Annotated in this window: 8 protein-coding genes; all 8 read left to right on the plus strand. The window is 31.3% G+C overall.

The annotated features are described in order from the left end of the window. The first annotated feature begins 106 nt into the window (after positions 1 to 106). Complete coding sequence (locus tag AC4FQX_RS04310; protein ID WP_491166443.1) at positions 107 to 1570, plus strand: hypothetical protein; 1464 nt, start codon at positions 107 to 109, stop codon at positions 1568 to 1570. A 573-nt stretch (positions 1571 to 2143) separates the two neighbouring features. After that, positions 2144 to 2323 (plus strand): hypothetical protein, encoded by a 180-nt coding sequence (locus AC4FQX_RS04315; protein WP_491166444.1) that lies wholly within the window; start codon positions 2144 to 2146, stop codon positions 2321 to 2323. A gap of 1418 nt (positions 2324 to 3741) precedes the next feature. Continuing rightward, positions 3742 to 3948 (plus strand): hypothetical protein, encoded by a 207-nt coding sequence (locus tag AC4FQX_RS04320; protein ID WP_491166445.1) that lies wholly within the window; start codon positions 3742 to 3744, stop codon positions 3946 to 3948. A gap of 811 nt (positions 3949 to 4759) precedes the next feature. Then, complete coding sequence (locus AC4FQX_RS04325) at positions 4760 to 7051, plus strand: phage tail-like protein (RefSeq protein ID WP_491166446.1); 2292 nt, start codon at positions 4760 to 4762, stop codon at positions 7049 to 7051. Positions 7052 to 7243: 192 nt separating this feature from the next. Then, positions 7244 to 8533, plus strand: coding sequence for an anthranilate synthase component I family protein (locus AC4FQX_RS04330; protein ID WP_491166447.1), 1290 nt, complete (start codon positions 7244 to 7246; stop codon positions 8531 to 8533). 147 nt (positions 8534 to 8680) lie between these two features. Beyond that, a complete protein-coding gene (tilS, locus tag AC4FQX_RS04335; protein ID WP_491166448.1) occupies positions 8681 to 9991 on the plus strand; it encodes a tRNA lysidine(34) synthetase TilS in 1311 nt (436 codons plus the stop codon). Next, positions 9988 to 11985 carry a protein-disulfide reductase DsbD family protein gene (locus tag AC4FQX_RS04340; protein ID WP_491166449.1) on the plus strand — a complete coding sequence of 666 codons (1998 nt, stop codon included), beginning with the start codon at positions 9988 to 9990 and terminating at the stop codon, positions 11983 to 11985. The genes tilS and AC4FQX_RS04340 overlap by 4 nt, the downstream gene beginning before the upstream one ends. 1649 nt (positions 11986 to 13634) lie before the next feature. After that, entirely contained in the window at positions 13635 to 16940 is a 3306-nt protein-coding gene (locus AC4FQX_RS04345) for an FISUMP domain-containing protein (RefSeq protein WP_491166450.1), read from the plus strand. Positions 16941 to 17105: the final 165 nt, after the last annotated feature.

Genomic DNA, 17105 nt, shown 5'->3' on the forward strand with positions numbered 1-17105 from the left:
TATAAAATCAGATTATTTTGTGATTTAATTTTAATGTATTAAAAAAAAAGACAAATCTAATTTAGAATTGCTATTATTTTTTCGGATTTTATTATTTTCAATTTATATGAAAAATTATACTCTTGTTTTTATATTACTTGTCTTTATTAAGACTACAGTAACTTTAGCTCAATCTTATAATGAGAGACAGGTGGATAGTTTATTACTTATTGCAAATGAGTATTTTTATAGTGATCCGGAAAAATCTATTTCATTAAGTTTAAATATTATAGATTATTCTAAAAACATAAAATATACTAAAGGAGTTATTTCAGCTCATATATTGGGAAGCTTAGGATTTTATCATTTGGGAAAGTTTAGAGAAGCGCTGATTTGTATTGATGCAGCAGAAAAAAGATTAGGTACAGCGAAGGACAATGATCTTTTAGCACAAATAAATAATATTAAAGCTTTGAATTTTTCAGCTCTTGGATTTTATACTATTGCCGATCAAAAATTAAAAAAAGCATTAACAGCAGCTAATAAAATAGAAGATACTGATATTCGATATGTTAGAATTGGTCGTGTCTATCTGCACAAAGCAATTAATCTAAAGAATAGCGATCAGTCTATAGATTCAATAAAGTATTATTACAGAAAATGCTATAATGAGTTTCTGAAAATAAAAAAAGATACTATTTTGAAAAACAGGTATTTATCCTTGGCAGGTATGAATATTGGCGCAGGTTATCTTACGATGAAAGAAATAGATTCTGCTAAATACTATTTACATCAGTCTTTAAAATTAAGTTGTGAATTAAATTATAAACTGATGAATGTCTATAATTACAGATTTTTAGGCAATTTATATTACAATGAAAAAGAATATTATAAGGCAATCGATTATTATAATAAAGGAGTTAAGGAAGTAGCAGAGATTAAAAATATTTATAATTTAAAAGAATTGTATGCAGGACTAGCAAGAACATATGACTCTTTAGGTAATTATGAAAAAGAAAAAAAATTTCGTCTTAAGTATATACATCTTAGTGATAGCTTAATTAAAGTAGAAAAAAAAATAGTTGAATTACCTATACAAAAAATAGTAGATGAAGAACAAAAAGAATCAAAAACAACTGAAATGAGATTAATTCTGATAATAGTGATCATTATTATCGGCACAGTGATATTTTATTTTAATTTTCGAAAATTGAAAAAAGAAAAATTACAAAAGGAGAATCTGCTTCAGGAAAAACAAGAAGCCTTAGAGTCTTTAACAGATATAAAATCCGTTACCCTTGAAGAAGTGTTACGATTAGCTGTCAACAGAGATTCTTCTTTTTTTATTAAATTTCAGGAATTAGAACCGGATTTCTGCGAAAAGATAACTCAAAAAACAATTGGATCTCCCCTTGGTGCAGGTGAGCTTATGTTCTGTGCTATGATACGGCTTGGATTTGTTACAAAAGAGATTGCCCAGAATCTTAATTTAACCGTGGCAGGAGTAGAGAGTAGGAAATATCGATTAAGAAAAAAATTTAATATGGTATCTTCTCATCAGGATCTTACAGTATGGATTATGAATATTTAATTTTGAGATTTCTTACTGTATATTTTCTTTTTTTCTTTTAATTTTTTGGCTTTAAAAAAACTATATTTTTATTAAGAAAACAAACTCCATATTCTATTAGAGAGATATCAAAATAGGATTTAAATTAAGATAGCTTTTAGAATTAACTAATCTCCAGTTTATTTTTAGAATGAGTTGGAGATTTTTTATTTATTGTAGTTTTAATCTGAGTTTTTAAGAAGAAGTATTTTTTTATTTTTTACTTTTCTAAGTAATTATGGTTTTTTTGTTTAAATTAATTAAAAATAATAGACTTTATTCTTGTTTTTAAAACCGCTATCTTCTCTCATTATTACTTGATTACACTCAAAACTACTTTTATTTTTATAACCTTTTTGGTTTTAATACATTGATTTTCAGTAATTTAAATTATTTTTTTATAAACGTCATAATACGATAATTTTTTTTTAAAGCTATTTTTTTCTTTTTTTCTTTATTTGTAGGAGAAATGAATACAGATTAATTAAAAATGTATTAAGTTATATTGTTAAGTGAAATTTATATAAAGAAATTATGGATTTAGTGAAAAAAAAAATGAAATACAACGCATATATTATTGATGCAATAAGAGATCGTTATAGTGTTACAGATGATTTTATAAGAAAATCGCTAAGAGGAGACCGTACAAGTAACACTTCATTAGAAATAGTTAAAGAATATTATGAACTTTTATCTGAATTTGAAAGTCTTATTCAATACTATAAAAATGCTTAATAAATGCCCCTTGCAGAGCAAAGAGCTGTATAAAGGATTAGGAAGTTATACTAATAGGAACTGGGAAACCGACTACCCCCAGAATCGATATTTTTACCGTAACTATCAATGAAAAATTTGCAGATTGTGTATTTAATGTACTAGTAAAACGTAAGTCGTTGGGATAAAGTAAATTATGGTAATACCACTAGCGGTAGAGCAACGGTTTATGACAGTGCATTTTATATCAATGTAAGGTCTCTGATGAATTAGAGGCCTTTTTTATTTTGAGATAAAATCAGATCAATCAGATGCAATACAAAATACTTACTTAATTTTATATTTTAACATAATTATAATAGATTATTTGATATAATATTTTATGATATATTTATATAAATATGTTAATAATACTTTTTTTATATTTTATATTTATTAAAAATAAGATTATTCATAATTTATAACATTTAAATATTTTTATATTTTTATATTATAAATTAATGATATTCAATGATTTAATGTGTTTTTTATTTTTTTAAATTATATTAAATTAACATTTATGTGAATAAATTTTATATATAATTTTTATAATAGAAATAAAGTTTATATGTTTGCTTTATTATTTAGAGACTATAAAGTATGTTGAGTAGACTAAAGGCTAGATAAGGTATCATTAAACAATACAAGTAAGGAAAATAAAACAGTATATAGTATTCAATAGGAGTCATAAAACTAATGTTTAATTAAATTTGTAATTTTCTGAGATAATTGAAAATATTTATTTTACCGAATGAATAGATTCTAAAATAAAATAACTTATTAAAATAAATAAGATATCTGCTATTCGGTATGTATTCTTATAGGATACAAATTATTGTTTTTATAATTGAGAATTTGAATAAGAAATGAATCATCCTTATGAAAAGAATCAACAGAATAAAAGTTTTTATGCGTAAAGACTCAGAGCTATAATTAATTTAAATTGTATTTTTTTCGATACATAGTAGTGAAAATAAAATAATTATTAAAGATTTGTAGATACAATTAGATTTAGTTTAGAAAAAGATTAACTCGTTAATATTTTAATATATCAGATTTCAAATCTGTATTCTTTAACGATACTTTAGAGTAATATTAAATAAATAAAGAAGCTCTAAAGAGAAAAAAAGCTATTAATATAATTTAGAAACTAAGAATGAAAAAATCATTAAAAGAAAAAAACAGAATTCGATCCGAATTTCTTTTGTTTTAAAAACAGTAATACCAAAAAGTTATTTATACAAGAGATCGAAATAGCGGAATTCTTGAAGTTGAAAGCTTAAATAGATGAAGTAATACATAGAATTAGAAGTAATATATAGAATTACAAAAAATATAATCATATATATTTAAATTTTTGAAAAGAAGAAGATAACTTATTAGTTAAAATTAAAGAAAGAATGAAAAAAAAATCTCTAGAAATAAAAAATCAATACAATTCTCTTGCTGTAAAAGCCTTGATGCAACGATATGGAATTACAGGTGATTTCGTAAGAAAGTCATTGCGTGGGGACAGAACCAGTAAAATGTCTCAAAGAATTAAAAATGAGTATGAAACATTATTATCTGAAATTAATTTAGTTATTGAAAGATATGAAAATGAGTAAAAAGAAGCTTAGGTATAAAATAAGCAGAGTTTAGTAACTATTGTATAATGTAGTAATATGAGGTTTAAAATATTGTTTTTAAATATATTGAAATTTTATAAATTGGCAGTTGTTACTATTTTTTAAATAATTTTAAGTCTATTATCTATTAATTAATTTGCAGTCATTATTATTATTAAGAAATAAAATGGCTCAATAAATAATACAATTTTACCATCTACATAAGTTTAATTCTCAATAATAGATTTTTTCCTAATCCGAGCGCAGAAACATAATTATTTTTTTAATAAATTTTTGCTTTCAGAATACTATTTACTGCGTGAATGCAAGAGCTATACCAATGCAATTAGTCCGAGCAATGGATTATGTATAGAAAAATCGTCCTTAGTCTTTAAATTAATTTAGTTGTTTTAGTATTGAAGAGGTCTCTGATTCATTATGAATCAGAGACCTCTTTTTATTTTAAGATAAAATACACACAATAGGTAGTATTGTTAAAATATACTAAAAATTTTAACATTTTAATATTCAGTAGTTTAATAAATTAGAGACAGATAATTCCTAGTAATTAGTTAATTTTTTTTAAATCTATAATTAGCTTGCGTCCATTATTTAATTTAATAAATAAAGCAAGAGCATATGTTAAACATCCTTTTCAGGGGTGTTTTGCTACGTTTTTTCTATAACTTAGCATATTTTGTAAGAAAAATACATTAATAATTAAGAAGATAATAAACAAAAAAAGGAAGTTACTCTCAATATTTATACCAATTTTAATACTACATAAATAAATTTAAATTAAAAACGAAAGATGAATACAAATCAAATACCCAAATTAAAAACACTTTTTTTAATCTTTTATGTAGGATGTATTGGAATTTCCGCCTTTGCACAATCTAAAATTAAAGACGCAACAAGATCGGGAACTGCAATACATCCAAAATCAGGTGCTGTATTAGAACTGGAGAGTAAAAATAAAGGTTTCTTAGCCCCAAGACTAACGGAAGCAGAGCGTAATGCTATTCCTATTACTTCCCGTACTGACGGACTACTTATTTTTAACACTACCACAGGCTGTTTTAATTATTATAAAGCTTTAGAAACCAGATGGTTGAATATTTGTGGAACTCCCCCTCCTGCAATATTTGTTATTTCCTGTACCGATATTGCAGTCGAAGGATATTATAAAGAAGGAGACGCTTTAACAAGCAGTAATTTTCTAAAAGTAGATATTATAGTTACCCGTCCCGGAAATTATGTAATAAGAGGAGCATCCTCAAACGGATTCTATTTCGAAACAACTGGTAATTTTCCAACAGCCGGTAACTATAACGGAGTTCCCGTTCAGGGTTTTGGAACACCAAGTTCAGAAGGAATAACAGCCATTACGATTTCTCTCAATGGAGTAGAGGATAATAATTGCCATATTGATATTAACGTTGCCCCTTCAGCAGTAGATTATGATATATTGTGTACTGATCCGGAAACTAAAACTGTTGGAAATTATCTTATTGGAGTTGATTTAGATCGTACTAACGTTATGTATGTAAGAGTGAATGCTAAATCCACAGGATATTGGAGTATAACAGCTAAAACAGGACCAGGTATAGAAAACGGTTATTCATTTGTTGGTAGCGGAGTTTTTACAACTACAGGTATTCAAACCGTTAAATTACAAGGAACCGGAACACCTGTTAAGTCCGGAACAGATTATTTTGAACTATTCTCGAATATATTTGAGAATAATATAAATAAATCCTGTAAGTATATATCTGTAATCGTTTCAGAAACAGCTTATACAGTAGATTGCAGTACAGTAGATGTGAGAAGCGGAGTTTATCAGCAAGATCAGGTACTGAATGCTGATAATATGATAAAAATAAAAGTAAACGTAGTCGCCACAGGAGATTATACAATAACAGCAACTTCAGCAGGTAAAGGATATTCTTTTTTAGCTGTTGGTACCTTTTATCAGACAGGAATTCAGGAAGTTGTACTGATGGGAACCGGAAAACCGATTATTTCTGGAGTAGATACTTTTAGAATAACAATTAATGGAAAATCTACAAGCTGTATGTTCAATATAATTGTAGATAAAGTTCCTGTAAAGTATACCGTTAACTGTTTTTCTGCTAGATTAAATGGTATTTACAAAGTTAATCAGAATCTGACATCAGAAAACACCATTACTCTGACAGTTCATGCAGAATATCCCGGACCTTATGCCATTAATACTAATGAAATGAATGGTATTTCGTTTAGAAGCATAAGCCCTCGAGAACTTGTAAAAGGGACTAATACAGTTACGCTTCAAGGTACAGGCTCACCCCTTGCATACAAAGACTACGAATTTACAATTAGTAACACTGCTAATATGCAAACCTGTAGCATAAAAGTACCGATTGTATACAGAAAGCTGAAAATAGGTTCAATTGCATCCGCTAACTTTTCTATGAATAACGCTAAAATGAAGAACATACTTAACAATAGCTCTAATTTTGGACCATCAGCCAGTGCTACGGTAAGAGTTGAAGGGTTTATTCATTCCGGCACCACTTCCAATACAGCAGCAGGTATTATGTCTTATCTGAATGCGAATAATCCGGACATTATTTATTTTGGATATAATACCGGCGGGGCTCGTTTTGAAGCGATATATAATTGGGCACATTCAAACGGAAGAAATGTTCCTATAATGGTATCCGCAGAAAATGGAGAACAAACTATAATGGATGTATTATATCCGGGAATATTTAACCATAGTTCCGGTATAGCAGACAGACCTTTTATACTGAATGCAGCAGTAGCTGCTAATGATATTTTAAAATACGGTCCTTTCAGTCCTCCCGGAGGAATAGCAACTATGGCTAAAGATCAATGTTGCGATGATTGGCTGATGTATTCTTCTTTACCCTCCACCGTAATCCCCTATATGTCAAATGGAAATAAAATAGGTATTTTTAGAGATGATTCAAAAGGTATTATATGGTGTCCTGACGGAGGAATACTTAACACAATAGGCTCATCAAATCCCGGCTCAATAGGTACAGAACAATTTTATAAAAACGCAATAGTATGGGCAATACAATACAATAACAGCTAAAAAAGAATTCCTTAGCTGTTGTAAAACAGCGAGTTAAACCTTATATTTAGTTAATCCCCAATTCATTACTATAATGAATTGGGGATTTATTTTTAATGAGTAGACAATTACAAACGGTTAACCATCAGTCAAAACCCAAGAAACAAAGATATTTTGTTGTATTTTTGATCCCGTTAAATACCCAGATATCCGTTGAGAACTACCACTACCATTACCATAGAAGATGCAATACAATATAAAACCCGGTTATTAAGCTGGGCGCAGCAGTTTAGAGAGATTATTTTTCTGGACAGTAATAATTATTCCCCACAAGAACACCATTACGATGCCGTTCTTGCCGTAGATGCCTTTACCGCAATTCAGACTGATTATCATAATGCCTTTAGTGATCTGAAAGAATATCAGCAGATTACCCAAGACTGGCTTTTTGGTTATTTATCTTACGACCTTAAAAACGCAGTAGAAGAGCTAAGATCAGAGAATTTTGACGGTTTACATTTTCCGGATTTGTATTTCTTTCAGCCTAAAAAACTGTTTCTGTTAAAAGGAGATCAGTTACAAGTGCTTTATCTTCCTGCATGTGACGATGAAATAGAGCAGGACTTAGAAGATATTTTACACTTTGAACATCAGCTCCCGCTTCAAAGGCATTCCGTTGAAATACAGAAGCGCATTCCCAAGGATATTTATATTAATAAAATAAACAGAATGTTAGAACATATTCAGAGAGGCGATATTTATGAAGCAAATTTCTGTATGGAATTTTTCGCAGAAAATTCCGTTATCAGTCCATTAGAAGTCTATCAGAAATTAAATGCCCTTTCAGAACCACCCTTTGCCGTTTATTTCAAGAACCATAAGCACTTTCTGCTATCCGCTTCTCCTGAAAGATATCTGAAAAAAGAAGGAGATACCATTATTTCCCAACCTATAAAAGGAACCGCCCGAAGAAACGCAGATACAACAACAGACCTGCAACTCAGACAAGAATTAGAATCCAATATCAAAGAACGCTCCGAGAATATTATGATAACCGACCTTGTACGTAACGATTTGTCTCGTACCGCACAAAAAGGATCCGTTATCGTAAAAGAGCTGTGTCGTCCCTATACTTTTAAACAAGTACATCATTTAATATCGACCATTACCTCCAGATTAGCCCCGCAGCATTCCGTAATAGAACTTATCAGAACAACCTTTCCAATGGGAAGCATGACAGGAGCCCCAAAAATAGCCGCAATGAAACATATCGAAGATCTCGAAGAAACCCGACGCGGATTATACAGTGGATCAGTAGGGTATTTCACACCCAATAATGATTTTGATTTTAACGTTGTTATTCGGAGTATTCTATATAACCATGAAAATCAGTATATTTCATTTTCCGTAGGTAGCGCCATTACAGCCGCTTCCACTCCCGAAAAAGAATACGAAGAATGTATGATTAAAGCAGAAGCAATGTTAAGAGTGCTGGGGTCTTAGTTTATAGTTTTTGTAAAACGTGAAATGATACGACTAAGTACTGTACTTTAAGACTTTTAAATATTAGATTTACCCGCAAGCTAACTTTAAACCTTAAACTTTAAACCAAGTAAGAATCAATCTAAAAATCTTTCATTATTTTTGTATATGATTTTGAAACTACAGTCCCATCTTTCGCAATATTTTCCTTTTCTGAAAGAAAAAAAACTGTTACTTGCCGTCAGTGGTGGGTTGGACAGTATCGTTATGTTGCAGTTGTTCCAGGAATTACAGTACGATATAACCATTGCCCACTGTAATTTTAATCTAAGAAGAGAAGAAAGCGACCGCGACCAGCAGTTTGTAGAACAATACGCCTCAGACAATAATATTCCGATATTTATAACCCGGTTTAATACAGAAACCTTTGCAGCAGAACATCACATGTCCATTCAGACAGCAGCAAGAGAACTACGTTATACCTGGTTTCATCAGTTACTTGAAGAGCATCTTTTAGATTATATTCTAACCGCTCATCATGCCGATGATGTTATAGAGACCTTTCTGATTAACCTGACCAGAGGAACCGGTTTAGAAGGACTTATCGGAATTCCAAAACAAAACGGCAAAATAATACGTCCCCTTTTACCCTTTAGCAGAGAAGAACTCCATCAATATATCTTACAGACCCGTACACAATGGAGAGAGGACAGTAGTAATGCATCCGATAAATATATGAGAAACAAACTGAGACATCATGTTGTTCCTGTACTGAAATCACTCAACCCTAACTTTTTAGAATCCTTTCAGCAGACCCTTTCCAATTTAGAGGAATCTCAGACTATGACAGAAGATGCAGCTATTCAGGTTTACCAACAAGTAGCAGAAGAAAAAGGAAATCAGATTCATTTCAATTTAGAAAAAATCCGACAGTTATCCAGTTCCCCCGCTTATCTCTACAGAATACTCAGAGAGTACGGTTTTACCTCATGGAAAGATATAAATCATATTATTGACGCACAGTCCGGAAAACAAATCTTTTCCCATACACACAGATTAGTAAAAGATAGATACTTTTTAATTTTAGAAAAAAGAAAAGAAACAGACAGGAATCAATATACGATCAGTGAAAATAAAGAATTTCATTACCCCCTAAGTATAAAAATTACCACAGTAACAAATGTTACAAAAAAAGAAAACCACCTTAGTATCTTTGTAGATAGAGAAAAGTTAAAGTTTCCTTTAATACTTAGAAAATGGAAAGAAGGTGATTATTTTTACCCATTCGGAATGAAAGGGCAGAAGAAAAAACTGAGTAAATATTTTAAAGACGAGAAATTATCTTTGATTGAAAAAGAAGAAAGTTGGTTGCTCTGTTCCGAAGATAAGATCATCTGGATCGTGGGAAAAAGAATGGATGACCGATTTAAAGTTACCGAATCAACTAAATTAATATACCAAATAAAGTTAGCCCAATGAAGCGAATTATTTATCTACTGTTTTTTATATTTACTTTTGTGACCGTACAAGCACAAATCGTACACCCCGTAAAATGGCAGTCTAAAATTGAAAAGAAATCAGATACAGAATACACATTAATCTTTGAAGGTGTTATTGAGCCAGAATGGCACGTTTATTCCCAATTCACTTCAGAAGGAGGTTCTCTCCCTACAGAATTGTTGTTTCAAAACAGTAAAGGTAATTACGAACTGATAGGAAAAGCAACAGAAAGTAAGACAGAAAAAGCTTTTAATCCTGTTTTTGGTGTAGATGAGATCTTTTTTGTAAACACAGTAACCCTTAAACAAGATATAAAACTGATTAGCGATAAAGTTGATAACATTCAGATGGAATTATTCTATCAAGTATGCAAAGAAGTTTGTATCAGTGAGTTCAATTATTTTATTTTCGATATAAAAACAGAACAGAGTAGGGAAGTAGCCTCTTTTGACGAAGTAAATACTATCGTTGCAGCTAATAATATAAAAGTAACAGATCCCGTCGTAAGCGTAGCTAAAAAAGGAGAAAAAGCAAAAGAAAGTGATAAAAGTTTATTTTCAATTTTCATTATCGCCTTCTTTTCAGGATTCGCAGCATTATTAACACCATGCGTATTTCCGATGATACCCATGACAGTAAGTTTCTTTACAAAACAGAGTAAAACCAGAGCAAAAGGAATCAAAAATGCTATTATTTACGGTATTTCCATTATACTGATCTATGTCTTTTTAGGAACTGTGATTACCATTATTTTTGGAGCAGACGCACTGAATGCACTATCTACAAATGTATGGTTCAATGTAATATTTTTCCTTTTATTAGTAGTTTTTGCTTTCTCTTTTCTCGGTGCCTTTGAGATTATGCTCCCTAATTCATGGGCAAACAAAGTAGACAGTCAGGCAGACAGAGGAGGAATGATAGGAATATTATTTATGGCACTTGCACTGGCAATTGTATCCTTTTCCTGCACAGGACCCATTGTAGGAACCTTATTAGTACAGGCAGCTTCCAAAGGTGGTCTGGCACCAATTATAGGGATGCTTGGTTTTTCACTTGCCTTAGCCTTACCCTTCATGTTATTTGCTATGTTTCCCGGATGGCTAAACTCTTTACCCAAATCCGGAGGATGGTTAAATACCGTAAAAGTATTTTTAGGATTTCTCGAACTAGCCTTAGCCTTTAAATTTCTTTCCAATGCCGATCTGGTATTACAGTTACATTTACTAGAAAGAGAAGTGTTTCTAGCAATTTGGATTGCTATTTTTGGTACACTCGCACTTTATATGTTTGGAAAGATTACCCTACCACACGATTCACCCCTAACCCATATTTCAGTAGGAAGACTATCAATAGGTTTAGTAGTATTATCCTTTACCATTTATATGATTCCCGGTTTGTGGGGTGCACCATTAAAACTGATAAGTGGATTTCCGCCACCAATGACCTATAGTGAATCCCCTTACGGAGTAGGAAATTCAAAAGCAGGATCAGCAAGCATTGCAAATGCAGCCGTATTACCCGATGGCGCCTATAAAGGACCACATGATATCATAGCATTCCATGATTATGAAAAAGGACTCACATATGCCAGATCAGTAAATAAACCCATATTATTAGATTTTACAGGTTATGCCTGCGTAAATTGTAGAAAAATGGAAGACTATGTATGGTCTGACGAACGCATTCTTTCCATTCTGAACAATGAAGTAGTGTTAATCTCATTATATGTAGACGATAAAAGAGACCTGCCGGAAAACGAACAATATGTATCCCAAGAGACCGGTAAAAAGATCAGGACAACAGGAAATAAGTGGAGTGATTTTCAGATTACAAGATATAAAGCCAATGCACAACCATATTATGTATTACTTGATGCAGAAGAAAAAAATCTGTCTGACGCCATAGGATATACCCCCAATATAGAAACCTATCAGGAATGGTTAAAAACAGGAATTGCAAAATTTAAAAAATAGGATATATTTGATTAGACAAAAGAGGCTTATTTATACTTTTGCACTGCCCAAAATAGTGTCTAACTTTTGAGGGTAGTGCACTTTTAGACAGCCTCTTTTTTTGTTTAATAATTATGTTCAGAGATGAAAAGTGTCAGGTGTTGAGATAACAGCTTCTTAAACTATGTATATGTTAATATAAAAGACAATGTGGTAATTTAAATTCTAAATTAAAAATTATTTAACTGTTCTTTTTTGGTTATTGTATTTGTTTTAAAAATTAATTTTTTGTTTCAGATACTTTATTATATCTCTAATTAAGCTTATATACTCCCGATAAAATCGCATTAATTCGTTTTCAATTGAGATAGATTTCTCGTGTTTTATTGTTTTATATTTTAACACAAATAGTATATATTGTATAATTTATCTATAAATATGGTTGGAATAATATTTTTTAAATAGAATATTTTTGTAGCCTGTATTAATATATATTAAGTGTATGTAAATCAAATACTTGTTTTTTTTAACTTTTTAAAATTGCGTTGTATTGGTAACTATATGAATAAAGTTTATATATAATTTTTAAAATAGAAATAAAGTTTATATGTTTGCTTCGATATTAGAAACGATGGTATAGCATAATAAAATAACTAGAAATAGTTATAATATAAGTATGCCAGACAAGTTTAGGGTTGAATTTTGTCTTGTTAAACAATACATTAAATATGTTTAAAAAAGAGATTGAATATAATGGAATAGCAAATCTTTTTTATTAAAAAGACTATAAACTAATGCTTAAAGAAATTATTGATTTCATGAAAGAATTGTAGATAATAGTTAATATTTACAAAGTAAGATTATAAAATGAAACTTCTTTTAAAATAAAAATAATAGTAAGTTACTACATAAGTTGTATTTTTTATAGATACAAACTGTTATTTGTAATAAAAATTATTATTGAATAGAATTAACAGCCAGAAAGTAAAAGAATAATAATCTTAAACAATACAATCAGTTTAACATTGTATTTTTATTGCATAGTATAGAATAATAAAAATAAATTCATTAAATAGTAAATAAAAAGAATAGAATTGTAGATGATATAGTATGTAATTAGCTAAATAGTAGGATTGAGAGTGAATACAATACTGAAGTTTTATTATATTTAATGTTAATTTCGTATCGTTAAACGAGACAGAAATATTGAATAAAACTAACTCAAACAGAAGAAAGAAAAAGTTAGCTATTGATATAATTTAGAAAAAGAATGAAAAAATAATTAAAAGAAAAAAATAGAATTCGATCAGAATTTCTTTTGTTTTCAAAATAGTAATACTGAAATAAAAAGTTTGAGTAAAAAATAAAAATAGCTGAATTCTTGAATTGGAAAGAAATATGATGACCGATTAGCTATTAATAAAATAATAAAGAATCAATACAATTCCTTTGCTGTAAAAGCACTGATGCAACAATATGGAATTACAGGTGATTTTATTAGAAAATCATTACGAGGAGACAAAACCAGTAAAATGTCTCAAAGGATTAAAGATGAGTATGAAAAATTATTATCTGAAATTAATTTAGTTATAGAAATATTTGAGAATGAGTAGGAAGAAGCTTGTTTATAAAATGAAAAAGTAGAAAAAATAAATTAAAATTGGTGTTATATGAAGTTACGATTAAAACAATTTTGTTGTTTACTCAGTTTGATTATACTAACAGGATTTTTTCCTGATTTGAATGCTCAGGTGCGGATAGGAGAAAATACTCCTTCCGAAGGATATTCTATACTGGAAATTTCAACCAAAGAAAGAGTGGGAGGATTTCGTCTTCCGCAACTTACTACAGCGCAGCGAAACGGTCTTAATCTGAATTTAGCAGCCATAGGACTTACTATTTATAATAAAGACACGAAGTGTTTTGAATATTGGAATGCCTCAAAATGGGTTAGTTTGTGTATTGGTAATGCCGATATTAGTTTTACCGATGAAGGAGGAACTGAGGTAGACCCCACTCTTCCTTCGTTTCCGGATACCGGAGGTGAAAAAGGACCTTTTATTCCAGTAGATAAACCCAATTGTACCGGTATTGCTCCCCCTTACAACTTTGTTATTATTACCGGAGCAGATTTTACTACTATAGAAGTGACAAACAACAGTACAGGTGCTTTTAAGGTTAATATGACTCCTAATCCGTCCGCAAAAGAACGTACAGCTATTGTTCGTGTGATTAATTCTTGCACCGGGGAGTATAAAGAATTTTTATTCCAGCAGAAAGGTGCTGATATCTGTCAGACCGGAATAGCCAAACCTGTTGTTGACTTTACCAATGGTGGAATTCTTTGCGCAAGTGGAGCCGTTTATATGTATATTACCAATGTGGTTGTAGGAGCTAATTATGTCTGGACAATCAATGATATTTTTGTAGGATCTGGGACTTCTTATATGGCAACTGAACCGGGTAATTATCGCGTTTATGTGGGAGGAATTGGGTGTATAGACAATGCATCCAGTATTATTACTATAAAATCGAGTCCTACACTGGCATCAAAACCGGTCGTTATTTCAGCTAATAACGGAGGAGTTTTGTGTGGTCCGAATTCAGTAGTGCTGACGGCTGTTTATAGTGGTACTACAACTGATATAATGTGGTTTAAAGATGGTCATAATACCGGAAAAACAGGAAAGACATATACCATTACCGGAGGAGCCTCCGGAGTCGGAGTTTATTTTGCCGTTGTTAATAACGGAGGCTGTAATTCCAAAACCTCTAATGCAATTAGTGTAGAACATCGTAATGGGGAAACAATTTCCGGTTTTACAAAAGGTAATGTTTTGATCAACGGAAAAGCATTAAATGATAATCCGGTATTTTGTGAGGGAGGGATATTAAATTTAAAAATTAATTCAGCTCAGTCTGATGTAACCTATACCTGGAGTATTAATGGACAAATAATAGGAAAGGGAACGAATTGGAATTATGCTCTGACCACTATTACCACTAATGAAATAAATCTGATGGTTACAGCTTCTAAACCGGGTAATGCGGGTACTTGTGCTACATCTCTGGATACAGACGGAACAATAGTTGAAGCAAAACCAATGGATGCTAGCATCAAAGGAAGACCTTATTTTTGTAGTGCAGACAGTGGAGTGGATTTAAATACAACTCCCGGAGGAACAAAATATATATGGAAAAATCTTACTACTAAAAAGAAGGATGAAACCAAATCAGAAAAGTACGAAGCCACAGAAGCAGGGGAGTATAAAGTAGAGATTACTTCCAAGGAAGGTTGTGTCAGTGAAACCGAAGTTCCTTTTAAAGTAGTTGTTCGTGGTGTTCCTCCATTAGAATGGGATATTGTTAATTATGAAGTAGCAGAGAATGTAGAAACATTATTTAAGATACGTAGTACAGAAGAAGGTATCCCTGATGTGAATTATAAATGGACGGTAAGCGGAGCCGGAGTAGGTTACACAATAATAGGTGAAGGTTCTCAAATAAAAATCAAGTTTGATGTAGCATCCCCCCCCCCAGGTGATATTAAAGCAACAGTTAAAGTAGAAGTACAAGGTACTTGTGGTATTAATATCAAACAAACCGAGATTAAGATTAATATAAATAAACCAGATGCACCCGTATTAGATGATCCGGAAACGACAAAATATTGTGGTGGTTATCAGTTTACAATAACAAATCTGGCAACTTATCCTTCTAATGCGGTATTCAAATGGACGATTACCGGAACAGCAGGAGGAGCATATACGCTGACCGGTGACCAGAATGAGTTTTGTTATGTACCTTTTATAAAAGCAGGTAGTGTGATTGCTGAAGCTACTGTTATGATAAGTGGAAGAGTAAGTGAAGCTTCTCGAGCAGTAACTGCTATATCTAATGGGCTTTCTGAGAATAAATCGTATTCTATAGAAGGTGATTTCTGTTACGATGTAAAACAAACCAATTATGCTGGTGAAGATTGTGGATTGTGGAGTCTCAGAGAAGCTGCTGATTTTTCAAAAACGTATACCTATACCCTTAAAGGAGCACCATTGCCGACAGATGCTATTATCTGGTCCTATGATGATCCTGACAATGTGATAGAAGGAATAGTAGCCTCAACCGCTACCTCTGCAACTATAAAATTTAAAGGAGATCTTCCTATACGATTAAAAGGAAATAAAACAGGTTATGGTGTGATTTTATATGCAACATTTCAAGTTGCTGACGGTGGATGTATCACGATTCAATCTATTCCTAGTAAACCGATTAACATAAGAGATTGTGAATGTTGCACCTCTGTACGAGATAGAGAAAACAACCTTTATATTGCAAGATCTTTTGGACCGGCAGGTTGTTGGATGATAGAAAATCTTCGTGTTAAAACAAAACCAGATGGTACTGTCATTAAAAATGAGACTTCTGTTTCAGCACCCAATAGATACACAGGTTACACCAATAATACAGGTACTGCAGATGCAAAAGCAGGTTTAAACTATATGTGGGTAGCAGCTACAGACAGGCCTACTCAGCCTACAGTAGATGAAACCGGTACCCGACCGGAATATCAAGGTATTTGTCCGGATGGATGGTATTTACCAAACGATTATGACTGGAATCAGCTGGAAAAAGAACTTGTAACGAATGCTTCAAAATACAGTAGCGCTGCTAACGGTACATGGAATTCGACATGGGAGACTACAATTGGTTCTAGAGGTACTCATGCTCCTATTATGTTTAAAAAAGGTATTGGAGGAATAACAGGAATAAGTAATTCAGTTACAGGTTTTGATGCTTCCGGATATGGCAATACTGTAGGTTCTGCTATATTTATGACAGGTACCTTTATATCAGTTCAACGCAATAGACCAAGCGGATATTTTAGATATTTCTCAGGAAACGGTGTGTTTCGTGCTGCTATTGACCATAATGTTCATTTATCAGGTGGTTATCTGGTTCGTTGTAAAAAGAAGTAATAGTCCGGAAATTACTATCTCTGAATAAAACATACTTTTTTTTATTAATGTATTGAAGCCTGTTTTGAAATTTATTTTCAAAACAGGCTTTTTATTTAAGGTTGTTTTGCTATCTGTATAAGAATAAATACACAAAGTTGTTTTGAATACTGAATACTGAATACT

It is taken from the genome of Flavobacterium sp. AK-301, assembly GCF_058310215.1.

Bases quoted from the DNA above. Each gene is read 5' to 3' on its own strand.
- AC4FQX_RS04310 (WP_491166443.1), top strand. From the start codon at position 107: ATGAAAAATTATACTCTTGTTTTTATATTACTTGTCTTTATTAAGACT.
- AC4FQX_RS04315 (WP_491166444.1), top strand. From the start codon at position 2,144: ATGAAATACAACGCATATATTATTGATGCAATAAGAGATCGTTATAGT.
- AC4FQX_RS04320 (WP_491166445.1), top strand. From the start codon at position 3,742: ATGAAAAAAAAATCTCTAGAAATAAAAAATCAATACAATTCTCTTGCT.
- AC4FQX_RS04325 (WP_491166446.1), top strand. From the start codon at position 4,760: ATGAATACAAATCAAATACCCAAATTAAAAACACTTTTTTTAATCTTT.
- tilS (WP_491166448.1), top strand. From the start codon at position 8,681: ATGATTTTGAAACTACAGTCCCATCTTTCGCAATATTTTCCTTTTCTG.
- AC4FQX_RS04340 (WP_491166449.1), top strand. From the start codon at position 9,988: ATGAAGCGAATTATTTATCTACTGTTTTTTATATTTACTTTTGTGACC.
- AC4FQX_RS04345 (WP_491166450.1), top strand. From the start codon at position 13,635: ATGAAGTTACGATTAAAACAATTTTGTTGTTTACTCAGTTTGATTATA.